General features: G+C 36.2%; 22 protein-coding genes, 1 tRNA gene and 1 other annotated feature. Of the genes, 17 read left to right on the forward strand and 6 right to left on the reverse strand.

What is annotated here, in order from left to right; genetic code table 11:
• Positions 1-173 precede the first annotated feature (173 nt).
• From IGL28_RS05805 to IGL28_RS05820, 4 genes are all read left to right on the forward strand, one after another.
• Positions 174-452 carry a DUF2089 family protein gene (locus tag IGL28_RS05805; RefSeq protein ID WP_081129075.1) on the forward strand — a complete coding sequence of 93 codons (279 nt, stop codon included), beginning with the start codon at positions 174-176 and terminating at the stop codon, positions 450-452.
• Positions 445-735 carry a hypothetical protein gene (locus IGL28_RS05810; RefSeq protein ID WP_081129074.1) on the forward strand — a complete coding sequence of 97 codons (291 nt, stop codon included), beginning with the start codon at positions 445-447 and terminating at the stop codon, positions 733-735. Before IGL28_RS05805 ends, IGL28_RS05810 begins: the two co-directional genes overlap by 8 nt.
• A 407-nt stretch (positions 736-1142) precedes the next feature.
• Positions 1143-1904: a class I SAM-dependent methyltransferase gene (locus IGL28_RS05815; protein ID WP_081129072.1), complete on the forward strand. Its 762-nt coding sequence runs from the start codon at positions 1143-1145 to the stop codon at positions 1902-1904.
• 83 nt (positions 1905-1987) lie between these two features.
• A complete protein-coding gene (locus IGL28_RS05820) occupies positions 1988-2524 on the forward strand; it encodes a ClbS/DfsB family four-helix bundle protein (RefSeq protein WP_081129071.1) in 537 nt (178 codons plus the stop codon).
• 66 nt (positions 2525-2590) lie between these two features.
• Here IGL28_RS05820 and IGL28_RS05825 read toward each other — a convergent pair whose 3' ends face one another.
• Positions 2591-3208: a LysM peptidoglycan-binding domain-containing protein gene (locus IGL28_RS05825; protein ID WP_128427638.1), complete on the reverse strand. Its 618-nt coding sequence runs from the start codon at positions 3206-3208 to the stop codon at positions 2591-2593.
• Positions 3209-3551: 343 nt separating this feature from the next.
• On the opposite strand from IGL28_RS05825, the gene IGL28_RS05830 reads away from it, so the two are divergent.
• From IGL28_RS05830 to IGL28_RS05840, 3 genes are all read left to right on the forward strand, one after another.
• The gene (locus tag IGL28_RS05830; protein WP_010719320.1) at positions 3552-3986 is read left to right on the forward strand and encodes a universal stress protein; all 435 of its coding nucleotides are present in this window, start codon (positions 3552-3554) and stop codon (positions 3984-3986) included.
• A gap of 12 nt (positions 3987-3998) precedes the next feature.
• Positions 3999-4301, forward strand: a complete 303-nt coding sequence (locus IGL28_RS05835) for a hypothetical protein (protein ID WP_081128997.1) — start codon at positions 3999-4001, stop codon at positions 4299-4301.
• Between the two features lie 107 nt (positions 4302-4408).
• Positions 4409-4600, forward strand: a complete 192-nt coding sequence (locus IGL28_RS05840) for a hypothetical protein (protein WP_010719318.1) — start codon at positions 4409-4411, stop codon at positions 4598-4600.
• Positions 4601-4680: 80 nt separating this feature from the next.
• On the opposite strand, the gene IGL28_RS05845 is transcribed toward IGL28_RS05840, so the two are convergent.
• Positions 4681-4938, reverse strand: coding sequence for a hypothetical protein (locus IGL28_RS05845; RefSeq protein ID WP_010719317.1), 258 nt, complete (start codon positions 4936-4938; stop codon positions 4681-4683).
• Between the two features lie 163 nt (positions 4939-5101).
• Between IGL28_RS05845 and IGL28_RS05850 the strand changes: the two genes are divergently transcribed.
• The 3 genes from IGL28_RS05850 to IGL28_RS05860 all read left to right on the forward strand — a co-directional run bounded on the left by IGL28_RS05850 (position 5102) and on the right by IGL28_RS05860 (position 6170).
• A complete protein-coding gene (locus IGL28_RS05850) occupies positions 5102-5365 on the forward strand; it encodes a hypothetical protein (protein ID WP_010737474.1) in 264 nt (87 codons plus the stop codon).
• 18 nt (positions 5366-5383) lie between these two features.
• Positions 5384-5572 carry a hypothetical protein gene (locus IGL28_RS05855; protein ID WP_010719315.1) on the forward strand — a complete coding sequence of 63 codons (189 nt, stop codon included), beginning with the start codon at positions 5384-5386 and terminating at the stop codon, positions 5570-5572.
• Between the two features lie 226 nt (positions 5573-5798).
• Positions 5799-6170, forward strand: a complete 372-nt coding sequence (locus tag IGL28_RS05860) for a YxeA family protein (RefSeq protein ID WP_010737476.1) — start codon at positions 5799-5801, stop codon at positions 6168-6170.
• Positions 6171-6247: 77 nt separating this feature from the next.
• Here the strand turns inward: IGL28_RS05860 and IGL28_RS05865 are convergent.
• The 3 genes from IGL28_RS05865 to IGL28_RS05875 form a co-directional block, all read right to left on the reverse strand.
• Positions 6248-6320, reverse strand: a tRNA-Gln gene (locus tag IGL28_RS05865).
• A gap of 45 nt (positions 6321-6365) precedes the next feature.
• The gene (locus IGL28_RS05870) at positions 6366-6785 is read right to left on the reverse strand and encodes a hypothetical protein (protein ID WP_010737477.1); all 420 of its coding nucleotides are present in this window, start codon (positions 6783-6785) and stop codon (positions 6366-6368) included.
• Positions 6786-6843: 58 nt separating this feature from the next.
• Positions 6844-7575 carry a C39 family peptidase gene (locus tag IGL28_RS05875; RefSeq protein WP_010737478.1) on the reverse strand — a complete coding sequence of 244 codons (732 nt, stop codon included), beginning with the start codon at positions 7573-7575 and terminating at the stop codon, positions 6844-6846.
• A 345-nt stretch (positions 7576-7920) separates the two neighbouring features.
• On the opposite strand from IGL28_RS05875, the gene IGL28_RS05880 reads away from it, so the two are divergent.
• Together IGL28_RS05880 and IGL28_RS05885 are read left to right on the forward strand one after the other, a co-directional pair.
• A complete protein-coding gene (locus tag IGL28_RS05880) occupies positions 7921-8118 on the forward strand; it encodes a hypothetical protein (RefSeq protein WP_010719311.1) in 198 nt (65 codons plus the stop codon).
• A gap of 109 nt (positions 8119-8227) precedes the next feature.
• The gene (locus IGL28_RS05885; RefSeq protein ID WP_081128998.1) at positions 8228-8713 is read left to right on the forward strand and encodes a hypothetical protein; all 486 of its coding nucleotides are present in this window, start codon (positions 8228-8230) and stop codon (positions 8711-8713) included.
• Positions 8714-9112: 399 nt separating this feature from the next.
• Here IGL28_RS05885 and IGL28_RS05890 read toward each other — a convergent pair whose 3' ends face one another.
• Positions 9113-9709, reverse strand: a complete 597-nt coding sequence (locus IGL28_RS05890) for a nitroreductase family protein (protein ID WP_010719308.1) — start codon at positions 9707-9709, stop codon at positions 9113-9115.
• A 364-nt stretch (positions 9710-10073) separates the two neighbouring features.
• On the opposite strand from IGL28_RS05890, the gene IGL28_RS05895 reads away from it, so the two are divergent.
• The 5 genes from IGL28_RS05895 (at position 10074) to pheS (ending at position 20944) form a co-directional block, all read left to right on the forward strand.
• Positions 10074-11540, forward strand: a complete 1467-nt coding sequence (locus IGL28_RS05895) for a peptide MFS transporter (RefSeq protein WP_010719307.1) — start codon at positions 10074-10076, stop codon at positions 11538-11540.
• A gap of 410 nt (positions 11541-11950) precedes the next feature.
• Positions 11951-15481, forward strand: coding sequence for a PD-(D/E)XK nuclease family protein (locus IGL28_RS05900; RefSeq protein ID WP_081129000.1), 3531 nt, complete (start codon positions 11951-11953; stop codon positions 15479-15481).
• The gene (addA, locus tag IGL28_RS05905; RefSeq protein ID WP_081129001.1) at positions 15478-19194 is read left to right on the forward strand and encodes a helicase-exonuclease AddAB subunit AddA; all 3717 of its coding nucleotides are present in this window, start codon (positions 15478-15480) and stop codon (positions 19192-19194) included. Before IGL28_RS05900 ends, addA begins: the two co-directional genes overlap by 4 nt.
• Positions 19195-19264: 70 nt before the next feature.
• Positions 19265-19606 carry a winged helix-turn-helix transcriptional regulator gene (locus IGL28_RS05910; protein ID WP_010719304.1) on the forward strand — a complete coding sequence of 114 codons (342 nt, stop codon included), beginning with the start codon at positions 19265-19267 and terminating at the stop codon, positions 19604-19606.
• Positions 19607-19648: 42 nt separating this feature from the next.
• Positions 19649-19852: a binding site (T-box leader), on the forward strand.
• A gap of 48 nt (positions 19853-19900) precedes the next feature.
• Positions 19901-20944 (forward strand): phenylalanine--tRNA ligase subunit alpha, encoded by a 1044-nt coding sequence (pheS, locus tag IGL28_RS05915; RefSeq protein ID WP_034699979.1) that lies wholly within the window; start codon positions 19901-19903, stop codon positions 20942-20944.

Raw genomic sequence — 20944 nt, forward strand, 5'->3', positions numbered from 1 at the left:
GATGCTTGATGAAGTAAAATTGTCAAAAGAAGAATAAATTATAACGACTTTTATCCCTCTCTCTTTTTCTACTCAAATCGTATCACAAATTTTTTATAAATTAAGTTGTGTTTTATTTTTAACAATGTTAAGCTTTGTTTAATTATATTTATATTTTGTTGGGAGGTTAATGAATGGAATGGTTTTTTAATTTAGAACCTGAGGAACAAGTATTTATTAAGAAATTTTTGTTGGCATCAGGTTCCTTAAAGCAGTTAGCAAAAGAGTATGAAGTTAGTTACCCAACAGTAAGATTAAGGTTAGATAGATTAATTGAAAAAATAAAACTTTTTGATATAAAGCAAGAAGATTCTTTTGAAGTATCAATGATGCAACTCGTGATTAACGAAAAAATAAGTTTAGACGTAGCAAAAGAAATTATAAAAAAACATAGGGAGAGTATAAATGAATAATATAATACAACTTTTATTTATTGCAGGTGTGATTGGGTTTCAAACCCTAAGTGGTTATATAGGGAATAAATATATGGGAGCGATCTTACCAGTGATTTTCAGTGGTTTAGTTGTTTTTATCGTTGTGACAGGTCATTTAAATCTAACATTTAGAAATATATTAATGCCTATTGTTGGTTTGATTACATTGATCTGTATTTATGAAGGTGGAAAAGAATCAAAGAAAAAAAAGACAATAAAAGAAATGGAAAAAATGAAAGCAAAGGATATCTTGAATCAATAATGAGTTATTGGCTGATACACTAACTTAAACTCTTTTAACAGCTTTTAGTAAATGCTGATAGAAGAGTTTTTTTCTATGTAAAATATTCGGATAGCTGATGTACTAAAAGGTTGTTCAGTATAGGAAAATAATTGCGAAAGAGGTCGTTGAAACTCAAAAAAATTATAGCTTCCAAATTATCTAACAATCTAAGCAAACGCACAAAACAGTTTTTTAGTAAGCGTTTTCCGTTCCTGGTTTTCATGATATACTGTTTTTAAGTCAATCAAAAGGAGAATGAACATGAGAAAACAACGAGGTAGCTACTCGATATAGTGGAATGGATAGACCTATATCGAGTATGCTTTATCCAATCGACTATATCGCCGTCAACGATTATAAAATCATAATGACTGGAGCGATAAAAGATGATGGACCAATTAAAAAAAGAGTTGCTTAAAAGTGAGGAACAACAGAAAAATTTTACTGGCTGGGATTTTTCCTATTTAGATGGGAAATGGTCGTGTGAAGAGCCTCCGTGGGATTACCGAGAGCTTGTTTTAAATTATTTAACTCCAACTATGTCTCTATTAGATATGGGAACAGGTGGAGGTGAATTGTTACAAACATTTAACCATCCTTATGAACAGACAGCAGTAACGGAAGGGTATCCGCCTAATTACCAGCTATTATTACAAACACTTGACCCTCAAGGTGTAACAGTAAAATTTGTGGGGGAAGAGGACGTATTGGATTTTCCAGATGATTCATTTGATCTAGTGATCAATTCTCATGAATCTTTTGCAGTAGCTGAAGTGAAGCGTGTCTTGAAACCAGATGGGTTATTTATTTCTCAACAAGTAGGAGATTTCAACGGGTTGAATTTGGCTTCTCGTTTGATGCCAGAAGTAAGGAAAGAATGTTTTGATTTTCATCTTTCCTTAGTGAAAGCAGAACTAGAACAGCACCATTTTGATCTTTTGTTTTGTGACGAAGCCTATTTGAATCAACAATTCTTTGATATGGATAGTTTGATCTTTTATGTACGGACGATTGAATGGGAGTACCCTGGATTTACAGTTGAGAAAAATTTCAAAGAGTTATTGGGACTTTATGAAGAGTTGAAACGACATGGTACGATTTATAATTTGCAACATCGTTTTGCTTTTGTTGCTTGTAATACAAAATAATGAACACATAAAAGTTACTACAAATCATTTTGAAATTCCTTATGGTGAGCAAGTGATTTAGCAAAAAAGAGGGGGTGCGTTATATGCGACCAAAATCAAAAGATGAATTGCTTGAAAAAGCAAACAGCCAATTCGATGATTTATGGAGATTAATTAACGGTATGAGTGAGGAAGATCGCAAGCAATCCTTTCAATTTAGTGAAGAGTTTTTGGCGAAAAAAAAGGAAGCACATTGGCGACGAGACAAAGACTTAAAAGATGTATTGATCCATTTGTACGAATGGCATCAACTATTGTTACGATGGCTTGAAAGCAACTTTAACGGAGAAGAAAGAAATTTCTTGCCTGAACCGTATAATTGGCGAACCTACGGGAAGATGAATGAAGAGTTTGTAGAAAAGCATCAAACAACTTCTTTAGTGGAAGCTGAAAACTATTTGAAAAAAAGCCATGAGCAAGTAATGAAAAAATTAGACGCCTTGAGTGATGAAGAGTTATTCCAGAAAAAGCAATTTGTATGGGTGGGGAATACCACATTAGGTAGTTATTTCATTTCTGCAACTTCCAGTCACTACGAATGGGCGATCAAGAAGTTAAAACAATCTCAAAAAAATAAATGAATAGAATCAATAAAAAAGCGAAGATCCTAAAGAGGGACCTTCGCTTTTTAAACAAGCTATTTTATATTAGTACCAACCGTTTGCTTCCCAGAAAGATTTAGCTGCTTCCCATGAGCCATAACGAGAAGATACGTATTGTTCAGCAACTCGTTCTTGGTTTGCTGCTGAATAGTCACCATTTAAGTAAGAAGAATCTAATTGGTAACGTCCGATGTAACGACCGTTTGTTGCTGTATAAGAACCGCTAGATTCTTTTTGAGCGATCCATTCTTTCGCTGAGCTTGTGTTTGTTGTCGCTGGTGTTGCTTGTGCCGCTATTTGCGTTGCTTGAGCAACTGGTTGAGCAGGTGCTGCTTGTTGAACTGGTTCTTGCTTCACTGGTTGTTCAGCCACTGTTTTTGTTTGAGCAGGCGCTTGGTAAGCTGTTTGTGTTGTTGCTGCTTGTTCGCCTGTTGGGATTGTTAATTGTTGACCTGAATAAATCAAGTTGATGTTTGAGATTGAATTTTTTTCTGCAATAGTTTGGATCAAGGAGTTATCACCAACGTATTTTTGAGAAATCGTTGATAGCGTATCACCTGATTGAACGGTATAAGCTTCGTCCGCATGTGCAGATGTTCCCATAAAGAATAGTGCGCCGGCAGTCAAAGTTGTTCCTAATAGTAATGTTTTAAGTGATTTCATGTAAGATCTCCTTCATAAATTTAAAAATAGTTTTGTTGTGTCCAACGAGGAATACTTTACCATGGGAAAATATTTCATAGGTAAAAGCTCTATGACACTTTGTAACAAAGATACGTTTTTTGTAACAAACAGATTATCATAAAATGTGAAAAACAATGAGAAAACCGTCATAAACGTTTAAAATAAACCACTAACAAGGACAATTGATGAGAAAAATAAACACTAGAAACAAGTAAAAAAAAGCTACATTTTTTGAAAATAAATACGAAATAATTGAAAACAGCGTAATTTTTTTTAAATTTAGCATGAGATGTTACAATAATAGAAACAAGGAGGCGATAACATGAGTAAGAGATATCAAAAAATAATGGTAGCTGTCGATGGGTCTAAGCAATCAGAACAAGCTTTTTTGGAAGCGCTAGATTTAGCGAAAGATAATGAAGCCGAATTATTTATCGTTTCGATCATCAATAAAGTAGAGTTGACACATAGCGCCTACGCATTTTCAAAAATCTACGCAGAAGAAAAACAGAAGATAGAAGTCGAAATGTTAAAAAAGATCCATGATGCGAAAGAATATGGGATCAATGACATCCATGCTATTGTTGAAACGGGTGATCCACGTAACTTGATTGGGACGGTGTTTCCACAACAAGAAGCGATCGATTTGATTGTCATGGGAGCTACTGGTAAAGGAGCAATCCAACAAGCTTTAGTCGGCTCTACAGCTTCTTACGTTGTTACTCATGCGCCCTGCAGTGTGTTAGTGGTCAAATAAGGAGGGGAAAGAATGGTACGTCCACAAGAGGTTACAGCTCCTAGAGAAAAAATTGAAATCCTCAAAATTTTAGAAGATGGTACGCAGACGAAAAAAGGTTATTCTGTTGCTTTAGTGAAATGGTCAGGCAAAACAGCGATTGCCTTACGCTGGGATGGTGATAGTCTGCAAGAGAAAGGATTTCCTGTCACTGTAAATGGGTACCATCCAGCTTGGTTCGTTTTGCCAGATCGATTAACAGATCTTTATAGTAGAGACTATCGGGAGTACCAAGAGTCGATCCGATTTATCACGTCAAGTGATCAAAAAGAATAGCTTTTGTGCTGCGGAAGAAAGTTCATTGTGTGAAAGAATCGTAAACATTCAACATTGAGACAACCTTTTATATCAATAGGTTCCTAATAACTGAAGTAGGTGAAAAGATGAGTGCTGGTGATGTATTGAATGAAGTCAAACAACTATGTAAAGAAAAGAAGTACGAAGAAGCAAAAATTTTGATTGAATCAAATAAAGAATTGCTAGAGGACAAATTTTCTGTTGCCCAACAGTTTATTGATTTAAAACAAGCATCAATCCTTGAACGGTTCAAATCTTTCTTTGGTGTAAATGAATGATCAAAAATGAGTGTGAAAAAGTGGTGGCTCACTTTTTTCACACTCATTTTTTGTTCGTTTGTTCACAATCTATACACACACTAATCTTGTTTATTTAATAAATAAAATATCCAAAGTATCAGTATAATGACTGAAATAACTAAACTAATGACATGTCTAATTAAGACAGAAGGGATTTCCCAATGGCGGAAAGAAAAGATTTGATAAGTAAAATAGATGCTTGGAAGAGAAACAAGTAAAACAGATAGTTTCTTTTTTGTCCAATTTATGTAATAGAAAAGAATACTTAGCATGATGAAAAATGGAATATAAAAAACAAGCTGACCAATCGCAATCACGAGAGTGCCTCCCAGAATAATAATGATATCTGATACAAAATAACATTTTGTATCAAATGATGCAAGTATTTCTTTAATTGATAACCAAGAAGGACATACAAAGGTTTTTGATTAACAAGAAGTTTCTTGCTATAATTGATCCGAAAGAAAGGATGAAATTTTCATGGATCAAGTAATGTTAGAAGTCGATTTACATTTAGTAAACAATATACGTGTGATTTACTATGTGGTCAGTAATAGTGTAGAAAAAAGAGTACTGATGAATAAAATCAATGGTATTCTGACGAAAAAAGGTGTACACCAATTCAGCAGTAGCGAAGACAATTATTATAGTATACCTGTTGAAAAAGTTTTATATACAACGGTAAATGTCAGAACAGACCTAGATACAAAAGTAGATCATGAACCAATTTTTACTACGTATTGATTGTGACGGAGGAGAACAATGAATCCATACGAAGCACTTATCCAAGAATTGATTGACGGAAAAATTGAAAAAATTGAGGTCAAAAGAGAAGAGGTCATGCTTTTTCGTGAAGCGTGGCTAAAATTAGAGAATCGTAAATATGTCGTAGGTAAGGCATTATTGAACGGGAATGTAGTTTATCATTATGATCCAACTAGGCTGTATTAATTACAAGAAATTAATCATATGGCAAAATTGTTGCTCATGATTTTATTATTAAAAAAAACGCTTGAAATGGTTTTAGCCGTTTTGAGCGTTTTTTAATATTGAGCATTATTTAGAACAAGGGTGAGCAAAAGCTTTTGTGCCAAAGTAGGAGAAAAATCTCCAACTAGAGGCGGATGAAGCCGTTTATTTTTATGGATATAATGAAATAAAAATAGGAGGTAGAAAAATGAAAGTAGTAAAAGTAGTTATTGGAACGGTATTATTTGCAGGAGTCGCATTAGTGGGCTTGAAGTTTTATACGCAAAATTCCCACGATGAGATGGCAGGTGTGGTAGACCAATTAAATCCGTTGGTAACAAAAGGAGAGGTATACGTCAAGACGAAAAAACCAGATGAAGTCAATTCATATGGAACAGCGACTTATATCCAAAAAGCTGCCGATCAAAAGGGACATGAACGAACGATTGAATTTACAGGTTTATCTATTTTAAAAGAAGGACATTATTTAAAGATCATTAATAAGGGCGCTCACGTCGAGTCATATGAAGAAGTTGACAAAAAAGAAGTACCTAAAAAAGCATTAGCTATCATTGGATAAATATAATTTTATTATGTAAACTTAAAGAGAATATAAAAAAACCAATCAGAAAACTGAGTTTCTGATTGGTTTTTTTATTGGGATGGTAGGGTTCGAACCTGCAATTGCTTGATTCAGAGTCAAGTGCCTTACCAGTTTGGCTACATCCCAATCAAACAATTTGATCATAGCACGACACAAAGAAAATGCAAGAGATTACTCTTTATCCAGCATTTTTTTGACAGTGATCATTCGTCTTTCTAACTTCTTGATTAAACCAGATGGAAGTGGAATCAAATTGGCAATTGATAATGTATTAGAAAGTAACTGAAATTCTTTTAGTGGAGCATCGATGATTCGATAGATCGTTGCCAAACGTTCGATGTATTCAAAATGTGTATAGTTTGTTTGTGAGATTAAAAATTTCAATAAATCAATCGCTTTTGCATAATCTTTCTCAGAATAATAGGCTAATGCTTGACGATAAAGTTTGATCTGTAACTCATTGAGTGAAACTGGGCTATAGCGATCCGTCCATTCCTTGACGGAAACTTTGGTTGGTGTATGACCATTTACATCACGAACGAAAATAATCGGAATTTCATTAGGATCTATTTTTTTATGAATTTTTTCCATTTCCCTCAATCCTTTCCATCATATTTAGCTAGAGTATAATGTATTTTTTATAAAAATACTAGCTTTTCTCTAAAGTCAACATTTGACCACCCATTGAGGTGAAAATTGCCTCAAAATCTTTGATTGCTACGGGTCTATTTTTTTCTCCATAAGGATCATTTACATAAATATTGTCATTGTCATAACCAGTAACTACACAGGCATGGTTTAATGGTGTCACTTTTACTTGCCCATTGTTTGTTTGCCAAGTAACGAAATCAGTATCAGTAGGCACTTGGAAATCTAAAGTAACGGAGGCCCACACAGGCTTTCCTTGTTGTAAAGCTTTCTTAATGTCATTGATTGTTGCATCGGTTTTTGGAAGAGTATGATAATCTGTTTTTACGATTGTCTGTGCCAACGAAGCGATAGGCGGGACATAGACGCCCATTGCCCAATCTCCACCGCTGATGTCCCCAACAAACCCTTCATTAGGATCGCCATGTGTACCATCAGCATTAAAAACAGGAACGTAATTCAATTGTTGAGCTAACTGGTTTTTAGAAGTCTCGTAACCATAATAAGAAAGCAGCATGGACAGTGAAGTAACTTCACAGCCATTTCCTAACGCTGGCTCGGTGAATTGGCTTTCCAAGGGGACATCAAGTAAAACTTGTTTTTTAGCATAACTACTTACTTTTTCAGTATCCTTTCCAACATTGTGTGAATGGTGAAAATAAGTGGTGGCAGAAAAAATAACGAATAATAGGACTGCCACGAATAATATTTTTTTACCAATGAATCTTTTCATAATAATTCCCCTTTTTTCTGATATTTACATATTATAATGCTTTTTTTTAAAAATAAAATAAAAAATTTGACATGTTGTTTTCCAAATTTAAAATAAAAAGACAAAAGTCCTGAAAAATCACAGGATCAATAGCCGAATAATTTTTTTAAATTGAAAAAAATGTTTCGATTTATTGATAGTTTTTAATTGTGAAAACGAAAACAGTACGCTATAATGCCAGTAAGGTCGAAATAAATCGCAGGTCAAATAACAAACGTTTTTAGATGATGTTTATTTGAAAGAGCAATTACTGTTTGAAAAAAACAGTTACCTTATAAAAGAGCTTGGTAGTTTAGGAGGATTTTGATGACGGAAGAAATGATTAATTTAGGAGAGCAATATTCATGTAAACCGATTGGGTTTACAAAAGCAGTTATCGGAGAAGTTGTTTCAAAAATGACGAATTGTGCCGTAGTCAAAGTTGCTCAATGCGCAATGGAAGATCAAGAGTTATTAGAAGAAAAAGCAAGTATGGTTGTTGCAAAATACGAAACATTTGAATAAGAAGAAATGATTTTGGACGTACAGTAACGAAATCGGTACTGTATGTCCTTTTGCTTGTAATTTTTATTTCTTTTTCGAGTATTTGGAAAGAGAAAAGAGGTGTAGTTAGATGATTAGTATATTTACTTTACTATTATTTTTATTTGTCTTTGTTATGTGTTTGTTTTTATGGTTGGTACGTCGAGAAATCGTCTATCGAACGGTTAGAAATCGCTGGGTTTACTTAGTCGTGCCTTTTCTGGCTATCTTAGTTCTTTGGTTTACGCTGATTAGTCAACCAACTGCAGATGAATTGGCAAAAGGGGTCTTGTCAGCGCTAATTTTCATCAGCTTTTTACTAGATAGTCGTGGTATAACAGAAGATGGGCTTGTTCTAAATAGCTTTGATAAAAAAGGTGTTCCTTTTTCTGAGATCAATAAAATCGTTTTGTATCAACCGGAAGGATCTTCCATCATAAAAATGAATTTCTTTCGTAACGGTTGGCGTGGACCCATGCTGAAATTTTCTGTATCAATGGAAGAGTTGGTCACTTTTTTAGCACAGCATTTAAATGATGATGCCGAAATTGATATTATGATCGATTCTGAAGAGTAACTGCTTACAGAATGAGTCTCTATAAATTGGAGTGGAGAAATCCACTCTTTTTTTGTTTGATCATTCTATTTAGGTAGCTTTTCTAAATTGTACTAGCCTCTATCGATCCTTTAGACGCGCATGATCCTATCAATAGATAGATTGTTTGATTGCTTCTTTGGTTCTTTGCATTTTTTAAGTAATTGTATTCTTACTCATGAGAGACTTTCTTCAATAGACTAAAGGAATTTTCTATTAGTAGAATGAAAATAGAAGAGGGGATACCTTTGTAGTGAAACGTTAAAAGGTAGAACGATAAAAAAAAGGACCTCTAAAATAGTTATTCTTATTTTAGAGGTCCTTTTTTTAGTTTGCTATTTTTTATAAATTTGTATTGCAGAATGGTTAATGAATCGATTTTTAGTTAAATACACGGAAACGATCTTCGTCGTTCATATATTCTTTTTCTCCAGCTGGTGTTTCTGGTGAGCCAAACACTAATTGAGAACGTAGTTTCCAATTAGATGGGATGTTCCATTCTTTAGCGACAGCTTCGTCAATTACTGGATTGTAATGTTGCAAGTTAGCTCCTAAACCTTGTTCTGTTAAGGCTACCCATGTATTTGCTGTAGCAATCCCATTTGATTGTTCTGACCAATCTGGGAAGTTGTCAGCATATAATGTAAATTGTTCTTGGAGATTTTTGATGATATCTGTATCTTTAAAGAACAAGACTGTTCCATAGCCTTTTTTGAAGCCCGCTAATTTATTTTGCGTATTTGGAAAAGCTTCAGCAGGTGTCAATGGGCGAAGAGCTTCTTCGGTCATTTCCCATAATTTTTCGTGAGCATCTCCAAAAAGAATGACTGCTCGTGTTGATTGTGCATTAAATGCAGTTGGACTTTCTTTGATTGCTTCTTTGATCAAAGCTGTTAATTCTTCATTTGATAGTGTTACGTTACGTCCTAAATCATAGATAGAACGACGGTTTTGCAAAGTTGTTGTAAATGTTGTCATGGTGAAATCTCCTTTAGTTGTGATCTGCATATTTTATGAGTACAAACGAAGTATATCACCTTACAAAAAGTAAGTGAAATAATATGCTCACAAAAAATAAGTAAATTTTTTAATGAATATTAAAATAATAGAGGTTATTTTAGTTAACGTTTCCATTGTTGTTAAACTAAGTAAAACTCGATCATTTTAAAATAGCAATATATAATTATTAAATATCTGTTTATTTTTTATTATCATTTTCCCATTAAATTTTATTCGTTTTTATAGAAAATAAGTATATATTTCTTAAATAAGTTTTTTAGTTAAATTTTTCAGTGAATATTTATAGTATTTTCTGAAAATTTAAAGAATTGGGGTATGGATTATGGAAAATCAACAAGACAAGGGCTTCTTCGGTCAGCCGAAGGGGTTGTCAACATTGTTCTTCACAGAGATGTGGGAACGATTTAGTTATTATGGTATGCGTGCGCTGTTGCTTTACTACATGTACGATACTGTAGCAAACGGTGGACTTGGATTACCTACCGCAACAGCATTAGCAATTATGTCAATTTATGGTTCACTGATTTATATGTCTAGTATCATCGGTGGTTGGGTTTCAGACCGGGTACTAGGTGCAAAAAGAACTGTTTTCTTCGGTGGAATATTTATTATGCTTGGACATATCGTCTTAGCATTGCCATTTGGTGTTTCCACTTTATTCGTCTCAATGGCTTTGATTATCTTTGGGACAGCCTTTTTGAAACCAAATGTTTCCGGAATGGTTGGACATCTTTATTCAAAAACTGATTTAAGACGAGATGCCGGTTTCTCTATTTTTTATATGGGGATCAACTTAGGTGCGATGTTAGCTCCGATCATCGTAGGAACGATCGGACAAGAATACAACTACCATCTTGGCTTCTCATTAGCTGCAATCGGAATGTTCTTTGGACTGTTACAATACGTGATCCAAGGACGTAAAACGTTGGATGGTATAGGAACAGTTGCTCCTAACCCATTAACAGCAGCAGAGCGTAAAAAATTCATTCGTAACTTAGTCATTGCTTTAGTTGTGATTGTAGCAATCTTTGGTGGCGCACAAGTCACTGGACATTTAACCATTGATTTCTTTGTCAATTCAATTAGTGTTTTAGGTATTCTTTTACCGTTATACTATTTTGTTAAAATGTTAACAGCTAAAAATGTTACAGCAGAGGAAAAACCAAAAGTATGGGCGTATATCCCATTATTTTTAGCAGCGATCATTTTCTGGTCGTTACAAGAACAAGGATCTTCCATCTTGGCTCTGTTTGCACAAGAACGGACACAATCAACATTGTTCGGTATGAATATTCCAGCTAGTTGGTACCAATCATTGAATCCGATTTTCATCTTCGTCTTGACACCAGTATTTGTTACATTGTGGACGAGATTAGGAAAACGACAACCATCAACAGTAGTGAAATTCTCACTAGGATTATTATTTGCTGGGTTATCTTTCTTATTAATGATGTTACCAGGTATGCTTTATGGCACAGATAGTAAAGTAAGTCCAATGTGGTTGATTGGCAGCTTCTTCATTGTCGTAATCGCTGAATTATGTTTATCACCAGTTGGCTTGTCTGCGACAACAAAATTAGCACCTAAAGCTTTTGAATCACAAACCATTGCTATCTGGTTCTTGGCAGATGCTTCTTCACAAGCGATCAATGCACAAATCGCGCGTTTCTATACACCAGGTACTGAATCTGCTTATTTCGGAATTGTCGGTGTCGTAGCAATCGTCGGAGCAGTTGTATTGTTTATGATCAAAGAACCAATCAAAAAATTGATGGGTTCCATTCATTAAATCAAATGAAGTTATAAAAGAAAGAGGTTGAGACAAAAGTGTTTAGCATCAAGAAATAAGAAGGAATTTCCGAAAATTGCTTCTCAAATTTTTGGTAAATTTCGGCTTATTTCCGAAGATGCTGCTTTTGTCTCACCGTTTATTCGTTTTAGAGATACTAAAAGAGCCTGAGACAAGTTTTGTCCCAGGCTCTTTTTTTATATGGATAAGTATAAGAAATAAGTAAAGGATAGCGATTGATGGATGTGAATCGCAAGAAGTAGTCTTAAACTTTTTTTGAGAGGATTTGGTAAAATAATCTCTATAAGCGCAAACAATTAATTTCTAAAAAAAATAGGAGAAAGAACAAATGTTCAGTTGTTTTTGGTATAATGAATGAGGAATGAATCTAAGGAATAAGGAGAGGGAAAATGTCTTTACAATTTATTCTCGGGACAGCCCGAAAAGACCACCGTACAGCGTTGATTGATGAATCAGTCGAATGGTTAGCAAAAGATAGCATGCACCAGGTATTTTTCCTTGTACCTAACTATAATAAATTTGAACAAGAACAAGAAATCTTGACAGAGCTGCGTCAAAGAAGTGGCAAAACGTCATTTAGTACAACGAATGTCCAAGTCTTTAGTTTTTATCGTTTAGCGTGGTATTTGTTGCAGCAAACAACGTTATTGTCTGGTAATGAACTTTCAGAATCTGGTTCGGCAATGATCTTGCGACAGATCCTAGAAAAAAATGAAGAAAATTTAACGATTTTTCGGGGAGAAATCAATAAAAAAGGGTTTATTCGCCAGCTGCAAGAATTGCACAATGAATTACGTATTGGAAATATTTCACCTGAAGATCTTGTCTTTTCAGAACTAGCGGATACGGTAAAAGCTGAAAATCAACAGTTGAAAATGAAAGATCTTCAATTGATTTTTACAGCTTTTGAAGAAGAATTAGTCCAACGTGCGCTGCAATCTGAAGATGCTTTGACCATTTTGGCAAATTATCTACAAACGCAAGACATGTCCAAGGTGAAATTTATCGTTAGTGGTTTCACTCGAGTCAATGCGCAAGAATATCAATTGTTACAGGTCATGATGGAAAAGGGACAGCTAGTGATTGATTTGCTTCTTGATCGTCCTTATATCACGGATATGCCTGAAGTGTTGACATTGTTTCATGAAACAGGAAAGCTCTATTTCCAACTAATCAACAGTGCCAAAGAACGAAGAGTGCCGGTTTTAGTGGAAAAATTTGCCCCAGAACATGAAAGACCGCTTGCACTCATGCACTTGCAAAAAATGTGGGAAGAAACTTCTAGCAACAAAAAAAGCCAGCCGCTGAAGGTTGGGCAACAAGAGGCGTTGAGAATTTGGGAAGCAGAGAACGCCACCGAAGAAGTCAGACAACTAGCTGTGGAGATCCGTCGTTTGGTCAGCGAGGAAAATTATCGCTATCGTGACATTCAAGTGTTAACGAAAGATATGGCGTTTTATGGTAACTTGCTACAACCTGTTTTCAAAGAAATGGCGATTCCTTTTTATATTGATGAAGAGCAGTTGATGGAGAATCATCCATTGATCGAATGGATCAATAGTTTATTCGCTTTAGATCGATATGCCTATCGTTTGAATGATATCATGCGTTTTTTCAAAACTGAATTATTCATTTGTGAAGCGGATGATACACTAGACTTAGCCAGTTGGCGTGAGCAAAGAAATCAGTTCCGAGCAAAATTAGATGTCACAGAAAATGTAGCACTTGCTTATAACTATCAAGGTTCATACTGGACGAGAGAAAAAGATTGGCAGTTCGTGTCTTACGATTTTGAAGCAGAACAACTGGAAGATGTTCAAGAATTAGAAAAACGCTCGAATGATATTCGGCACTTCTTCAAAGAGAAAGTCCCAACATTTTTTGACAAGATGAAAAAATGTAAAAATGGACAAGAAGGCGCGACGGTCTTTTATCGTTTTTTGGTGAACAGTGGCGTACAACAACAATTAGTTTTTTGGCGAAATCAAGAAATTGAACGAGGCAATTTAGCAGCAGCCCGAAACCATGAGCAAACATGGGGGGCGTTGATTGATTTACTGGACGAGTATTCGCTCATTTATGGGGAATCTGAATTTGACTGGCATTTGTTTCAGGAAATCATTACCAGCGGGTTAGAAAATTTAAGTTATGGGAAGATTCCTACAGCAATCGACCAAGTACGCATCAACCGCTTGGAACTGGTACGATCAAACCAGGCGAAAGTCACGTTTGCCATTGGCTTGAATGATCAAGTATTTCCTGATCGGCACGAAACGAAAGGCTTGCTTTCTAGTGAGGAAAGGGAAACGTTGAATGCTCGTTTAGCGGAAGAGAAATTTTTATTTGATCCCGCAAAAGAGAACTTGTCTTTTGAACCATTGCAAGCCTACTTGGTGTTTGCTTCAGCCACTCAGCGTCTATACCTCAGTTACGCTCAAAGTTATGATACAAACACGTTGAAAATCTCTCCTTATTTGAAACGAATCATGGAATACTTGATGATCCCAGCTGAAAGAAAAGAGCATTTGGTTTTAGACAGCGATCCGAGTTGTTATATCGGTACGTATCGTAGTGGGATCAATACAATCAATCATATCTATCGTTTAGCAAAGGAAGAGAAGAAAAAAGTTCCGGTGTATTGGCGCCAACTAAGAGAGCAGATCTTGCAATCACAATGGCGAAATTTTGCATTGCGCATTTTTGAAAGTCAAGAACATCTTAATGTCCCGGTGTCATTACCTAAAAAGATGGCAGAGGAACTCTATGGTAAAGATATTTATACCTCTATTTCCAGATTAGAAAATTTCTATAATTGTGAATATAAATATTTTGTCCAATTTGGTTTGAAACTGAAAGAACGAATGGTCTATGGTTTAACGCCAGCTGCTACAGGTGATTTTTATCATGAATCATTAGACCGTTTCTTTAAATTACTATTTTCAAATCAGATATCGCTAGTAGAAATGACCGATACACAACGTAAAGAGTTTACTGAAAAAGTCTTGCAAGACGTCTTTGGCGAGTTACGCTTTGAAATTTTAGATAGTTCAGCTCGAATGAACTATATTCGTTATCAGTTAGGACAAACGATCCAAAAAGTAGCTTGGGCATTACAAAAGCAAAGTAAAAATACAGGGATGAAGCCCCTTCAAACAGAAATATTGTTTGGCCAAATTGCTGGCGCTCAAGGTATCCCAGGGTTGGAATTACCACTGAATAATGGTGGGAAATTACATGTTCGTGGGAAGATTGATCGTGTGGATGTTGCTGTTGAACAAGCGGATACCTGGCTTAGTGTTGTCGATTATAAATCAAGTGGACGTTCCTTTGATGTCACTGAAGCTTACTACGGGATGGCTATGCAACTGTTGACCTATCTAGACGTGGCGTTGATGGATGCTGTCAAATTGACTGGAAAAGCATTGGTTCGACCAGCTGGTTCCTATTATTTACATGTCCATAATCCGATTTTGTCTGAAGCAAATGAAATTGAAAAAGAGACATTGAAAAAATTCAGTTATGACGGCATTTTTGTCGATGAACCTGAGTTATTGGAAGTATTAGATCATTCACTGGAAGCAAAAGAGAACTCTTTGATTTATCCGATCAAGAAAAATGCGAAAGATGTCTATCAAAAGGGAAGTTTTAGTAAAGAAAAATTCTATACAGAACAGGAACTCCAACTTTTTATGGCGCATAATCGTGCGAATATGCGTTTAGCAGGGGATAAAATCACGTCAGGGGAGATCAAACTTAATCCAGCATACAAAGACAAGGAGCGGCTTGCTTGTCAAATGTGTCCTTTTAGAAGTGTTTGTACGTTTGATGTGATGTTGCAAGAAAACAATTATCACCGTTTAGAAAAATTAAACAAGGAAGAAGCCCTGCGAAGAATAGAAAAAAGGAGTGAGGAAGAATGACCAAAATTCCTTTGAGACCAGAAAACGAACGATTCACTGACGAACAATGGCAAGCCATTTTTGATCAGGGAGATAACTTGCTGGTATCAGCTTCCGCTGGTTCTGGAAAAACCACAGTGCTTGTCCGTCGAGTAATCGAAAAACTAAAAATGGGGTTCAATATTGATGAACTTTTGATCGTGACGTTTACAGAAGCGGCAGCGAAAGAAATGAAAGAACGGATCCAAGAAGCTTTACAAGAGGCAGTCAATAGTGAAAGCGATCCGGCACGCCAACAACATTTCACGAAACAGCTGATTTTATTGCCGAGTGCTAATATTTCTACTTTACATGCTTTTTGTTTAACGGTCATCCGCCGATTCTACTACTTGATCGATATTGATCCAGTTTTTCGGATGTTAACGGATGAGACAGAAACGATCTTAATGAAAGAAGATGTTTGGGATGAATTACGCGAGGCTTGTTATAGCGAAGATCGGGAAGAGTTTTTCCAATTAACAATGAATTTTTCAAATGATCGTTCAGATGATGGATTGACCAATCTGGTTTTCTCTCTTTATGAATTTGCGCGAGCGAATCCTGATCCCAAACGTTGGTTAGATCAATTAGTGGATAACTATCGTTTAGATGATGGATTAGCTCATTCACCATTGTACCAAGAACAATTGCGACCACTTCTACTTACAGATATGGCACAAAGTGTGCAACTTTATGAAGAAATGGTTGGATTAGCGCAAGAAGAAGGTCTGGAAAAAATGTTGGAACAAGTTGCAGGAGAAAAAGAACAAGTCCAACGCATTTATGATCACTTATTACAAGATCAATTGCCGGAAGCCTATACGGGTTTAGAAACATTGACTTTTACTACTTTTAAAAGCAGTCGCAAAGCAGAGCTGAAAGAACGTTCAGCCGAAGTTAAAAATTTAAGAGATCAGGCGAAAAAAATCATTCAGAAAATTGGAAAAACATATTTTCCGATTTCTCCTGAACAATTGACCGAACGGACGAAAAAAGCTGCTGTCCTAGTGGAAGAGCTCACGAGTGTTACCAAACGTTTCATGGATGGTTTCAGACAACGAAAAAGAGAAAAGGGAGTAGTAGATTTCAATGATTTAGAACATCTTGCTTTGCGAATCTTGACGACCCAAACAGAAGAGTCATGGCTTCCAAGTGAAGCATCAAAGCTTTATCGTAAGCAATTCAAAGAAGTAATGGTCGATGAATACCAAGATATCAACCAGTTGCAAGAAGCTATCCTTTATTGGCTTAGACAGCCTGATCCGACAAATGGCAATTTATTCATGGTTGGGGATGTCAAACAGTCGATTTATTCTTTTCGACTAGCTGATCCTAGTTTGTTTATTGAAAAATATGAAGCATTTTCAACAGCTGAGGGTGGAAGACGGATCATTTTGGCAGAAAACTTTCGTTCCCGAAAGGAAGTCCTGTCATTTACCAATCTGGTGTTCCAACAATTGATGGACCCTGTTGTGGGACAAATCGCTTATGATGATGCTGCACAATTACGATTAGGATTTCCCGATTTCCCCGAAGTCGATCGCTTTGAACCAGAACTATTGATTTACGAAAAAGAAGAAGAGCCAAACAGCGACCTTCCAATTGATGAGAATCTAGAGGACAAAACAGAAGGCGAACTCTTTATGACGGGCTTAAAAATCCGCGAACTGATTGATGAAAAATTCCTGATCTATGATAAAAAAATGAAACAGAATCGTCCGGTCGAATATAAAGATATCGTACTTTTGACACCTACAAAGAAGAATAATCTGACGATATTAGAGATCTTTAAAACATTAGATATTCCTTTAGAAATGAACGATGCCCAAAATTATTTTCAATCTACGGAGTTGCGTACGATGATTTCTTTACTCCAATTGATTGATAATCCATATCAAGATATTCCATTGGCAGCCGTTTTACGTTCACCGATCGTAGGACTGATTGAACCAGAACTGGCACAGATCCGTTTAGCTGATCGTACGCATACTTATTATGATGCGGTGCTGGCTTACCAAACAGCAAATCAGAATGAATTAGCTGATAAATTGCGCCATTTCAATAATCAACTCGAATTGTGGCGGGAACTGGCTCGGCGGTCTTCAATCACTGACTTGCTGTGGGAGATCTATTTACAAACCGGTTATTTAGAATATGTAGCAGGTTTACCAGCTGGTGCCCAAAGACAAGCAAACCTTTATGCGTTGGCTGATCGTGCGAAAGCGTATGAACAAAGTTCGTTTAGAGGGTTGTATCAATTCGTTCGCTTCATCGAAAAGATGCAGGAAAAAGACAAAGATTTAGCGGAGCCGGTGATTTCATCCAGTGATAATGCTGTTCGAGTCATGACGATCCATGCAAGTAAAGGCTTAGAATTTCCTATTGTCTTTTTATTAGATATGACCAAACAATTCAATTTGCAAGATTTAAAAAAGCGATATGCTTTTGAAGAAAAACTAGGTGCGGGAATTCGTTATATGGATCCTGATACTCGGGTGTTGTATGATACTTTGCCTTACCAAGCAATCAAATCAGCCAAACAAAATAAGTTATTGTCAGAGGAGATGCGTAAACTCTACGTTGGTTTGACCCGTGCGGAACAAAAATTATTTATTATCGGCTCGTATAAAAATAAAGAAGATACCTTGAAGAATTGGTCAGAAGCTTCTGAACAAACCAAATTAGTCTTAGAGCCAACGACTCGATTAAAAGGGAAGAACAGCTTGATGAGCTGGGTCGGTCTTAGTTTGATGCGTCATCCATTGATGCAAAACTATTTTGCCGAAGCAACCATTCTTTCAGAATTAAAAAACTCTGATAGCCAATTTGCCATTACTTGGATGAATCAACAATCTCTGCTTGAAAAAAGGCAACGTTTAATAGCGCAAGAAAACGATGCTGCTGAAAATAATGACGTGGATCAAACACCACTATCACCTGCTCTGAAAGCACGACTCGATTATCGTTATCCTTTCAAAGAGTCAACGCAAACCACAAGTTATCAATCGGTTTCTGAAATTAAACGTTTGTTTGAAGATCCAGATGATACGCTTGATGCTAAACTTGTCTGGGAAAGTAATGAAACAAGAGGGTTAAACCGCCAATTCCGTTATACGCAAGATACATTGGCTGAACCACGTTTCTTACAAAAAACGCAACAGGTTTCAGCTGCGGCAATCGGAACTGCAACACACTATTTATTGCAATTGCTGCCATTAGAAATGCCGACTACTGAGTCGATCCAAGCATTGCTAGATGAATTAGTCAAAAAGCGTTTAGTGGATCAAAAGGTAGCCAAAAAAATTGATTTTTCTGCTATTCTTTGGTTTTTTGAAACCGAGCTAGGAAAAGAATTGATCAAGCAAAAAGCGCATGTCAAACGGGAACAACCGTTTTCGATGCTGTTACCTGCAGAACGGGTCTTTGAACAATACCCAAATGAAGAAGATGAATTGCTGATCCATGGGATTGTTGATGGTTATATCGAATTATCCACGACGATTCAATTATATGACTTTAAGACGGATTTCATTTTAGATCGCAACGATGAAACAGCGATTGATGCTGTCATTCAAAAATATCGTGGGCAATTGAATCTCTATCAACAGGCGTTGACAGAATCTTTAGAAAAGCCTGTCACAGATGTCTTTCTTGTCTTATTAAGCGCAAAGAAAATAATAAATATTAATAAATAATAATAATTGAGCAACTAGGACTTACACTTTGTAAGTAATATGCTATACTCTTAGCAAAGAGGTGAGTAAAATGGAGCTAACACAGACAGAGTTCACTTTATGTCCTAAATTTGAAAAGACCTTTTCGATTTTAGGTAAAAAATGGAATGGGCTGATTATTGATGTATTGCTTGAAAATGGTCCGCAACGCTTTGTTGATCTCGCAGCTAAAATACCTATGGTGAGTGATCGGGTTTTAGTTGAACGATTAAAAGAACTTGAAAAAGAAAAAATCATCGCCAGAAACTTCTCATGTAAAGAGTCCAGCCGTTCAGAATATATGTTAACTGAAAAAGGAGCGGATCTTCAAAAGGCCATTGTTCAGTTACAGGTTTGGAGTGAAAAATGGGTGACAGAAGAAGAATGCAGTTGATTTTGGAAGTGAAATCTTGTAAACTGGCATTAGATGAATAGCTAAAGAACGTTGACGAAAAAGAGTAGTTTGGCTAAACCAGTCCAGGGAGATCTGTCATAGACTGTAAGCAGATCCTGAGTTTGAAAAATGAAGTTCACTTTCTGAGTTCGTCTGATTTATTCAGACCGGCAAATGTCGTTAAAAAAGTAAGTGTACGGTTTTGACCGTAAATTAGGATGGTAACGCGAAGACCTCGTTCCTTTGTAGGAATGAGGTCTTTTTTGTATTTGAATTTGAAGGAGGAAATAGGGAATGTCTCTACAAGCCCAATTAGAAAGCTTGAAAGAAGCCACAATCGTTAAAATAGCGACAGCACACGATTTAAAAGAATTAAATCAAATTCGTGTAGAAACTTTAGGAAAAAAAGGACCAATCACCGAAGTTTTACGGGGAATGAAGGATCTAAGTCCTGAAGAACGTCCGAAAGTTGGTAGTTTTGCCAATGAGATTCGTGATCTGTTGACAGCAGAAATTGAACGTAAAAAGCAAGCGTTAGAAGAAGCGGCACTTGCAACAGCTTTAAGCAAAGAAACAATTGATGTGACCTTGCCAGGACGTCAAGTCAAACAAGGAAACCGCCACATCTTGACACAAATCATGGAAGAAATCGAAGACATCTTTGTCGGAATGGGCTACCAAATTGTTGAAGGGTATGAGGTGGAGTCTGATCATTATAATTTTGAGCGAATGAACTTACCAAAAGACCACCCAGCTCGTGATATGCAAGATACTTTTTATATTTCAGAAGAGATCTTGATTCGTACGCATACCTCACCAGTACAAGCACGTACGATGGAAAAACATGACTTTTCAAAAGGTGCACTTCGAATGATCTCACCTGGGAAAGTATTCCGTCGTGATACAGATGATGCTACTCATAGTCACCAATTCCATCAAATCGAAGGATTAGTGATCGATGAAAATATTACGATGGGTGACTTAAAAGGCACGTTAGAAGTCGTAATGAAAAAGATGTTTGGTGAAGAACGTGAAATTCGACTACGTCCTAGTTATTTCCCATTTACTGAACCTTCTGTTGAAGTGGATGTCAGCTGTTTCAAATGTGGTGGCGCTGGCTGTAATGTCTGCAAGCACACCGGTTGGATTGAAATCTTAGGAGCTGGGATGGTTCATCCAAATGTATTGAAAATGTCAGGTATCGATCCGGAAAAATACTCTGGTTTTGCTTTTGGCCTTGGCCCAGATCGAGTAGCAATGCTACGTTACGGTGTCAATGATATTCGTAATTTCTATCAAAATGACTTGCGTTTCTTAAGTCAGTTCAAAGGGGAGTAA

Source organism: Enterococcus sp. AZ077, from assembly GCF_051714965.1.
GTDB classification, from domain to species: domain Bacteria; phylum Bacillota; class Bacilli; order Lactobacillales; family Enterococcaceae; genus Enterococcus_B; species Enterococcus_B hirae.

Bases quoted from the DNA above. Each gene is read 5' to 3' on its own strand.
- IGL28_RS05910 (WP_010719304.1), top strand. From the start codon at position 19,265: ATGGAGCTAACACAGACAGAGTTCACTTTATGTCCTAAATTTGAAAAG.
- addA (WP_081129001.1), top strand. From the start codon at position 15,478: ATGACCAAAATTCCTTTGAGACCAGAAAACGAACGATTCACTGACGAA.
- pheS (WP_034699979.1), top strand. From the start codon at position 19,901: ATGTCTCTACAAGCCCAATTAGAAAGCTTGAAAGAAGCCACAATCGTT.
- IGL28_RS05850 (WP_010737474.1), top strand. From the start codon at position 5,102: ATGGATCAAGTAATGTTAGAAGTCGATTTACATTTAGTAAACAATATA.
- IGL28_RS05825 (WP_128427638.1), bottom strand. From the start codon at position 3,208: ATGAAATCACTTAAAACATTACTATTAGGAACAACTTTGACTGCCGGC.
- IGL28_RS05830 (WP_010719320.1), top strand. From the start codon at position 3,552: ATGAGTAAGAGATATCAAAAAATAATGGTAGCTGTCGATGGGTCTAAG.
- IGL28_RS05805 (WP_081129075.1), top strand. From the start codon at position 174: ATGGAATGGTTTTTTAATTTAGAACCTGAGGAACAAGTATTTATTAAG.
- IGL28_RS05810 (WP_081129074.1), top strand. From the start codon at position 445: ATGAATAATATAATACAACTTTTATTTATTGCAGGTGTGATTGGGTTT.
- IGL28_RS05875 (WP_010737478.1), bottom strand. From the start codon at position 7,575: ATGAAAAGATTCATTGGTAAAAAAATATTATTCGTGGCAGTCCTATTA.
- IGL28_RS05855 (WP_010719315.1), top strand. From the start codon at position 5,384: ATGAATCCATACGAAGCACTTATCCAAGAATTGATTGACGGAAAAATT.
- IGL28_RS05870 (WP_010737477.1), bottom strand. From the start codon at position 6,785: ATGGAAAAAATTCATAAAAAAATAGATCCTAATGAAATTCCGATTATT.
- IGL28_RS05835 (WP_081128997.1), top strand. From the start codon at position 3,999: ATGGTACGTCCACAAGAGGTTACAGCTCCTAGAGAAAAAATTGAAATC.
- IGL28_RS05880 (WP_010719311.1), top strand. From the start codon at position 7,921: ATGACGGAAGAAATGATTAATTTAGGAGAGCAATATTCATGTAAACCG.
- IGL28_RS05890 (WP_010719308.1), bottom strand. From the start codon at position 9,709: ATGACAACATTTACAACAACTTTGCAAAACCGTCGTTCTATCTATGAT.
- IGL28_RS05860 (WP_010737476.1), top strand. From the start codon at position 5,799: ATGAAAGTAGTAAAAGTAGTTATTGGAACGGTATTATTTGCAGGAGTC.
- IGL28_RS05885 (WP_081128998.1), top strand. From the start codon at position 8,228: ATGATTAGTATATTTACTTTACTATTATTTTTATTTGTCTTTGTTATG.
- IGL28_RS05840 (WP_010719318.1), top strand. From the start codon at position 4,409: ATGAGTGCTGGTGATGTATTGAATGAAGTCAAACAACTATGTAAAGAA.
- IGL28_RS05895 (WP_010719307.1), top strand. From the start codon at position 10,074: ATGGAAAATCAACAAGACAAGGGCTTCTTCGGTCAGCCGAAGGGGTTG.
- IGL28_RS05900 (WP_081129000.1), top strand. From the start codon at position 11,951: ATGTCTTTACAATTTATTCTCGGGACAGCCCGAAAAGACCACCGTACA.
- IGL28_RS05815 (WP_081129072.1), top strand. From the start codon at position 1,143: ATGATGGACCAATTAAAAAAAGAGTTGCTTAAAAGTGAGGAACAACAG.
- IGL28_RS05820 (WP_081129071.1), top strand. From the start codon at position 1,988: ATGCGACCAAAATCAAAAGATGAATTGCTTGAAAAAGCAAACAGCCAA.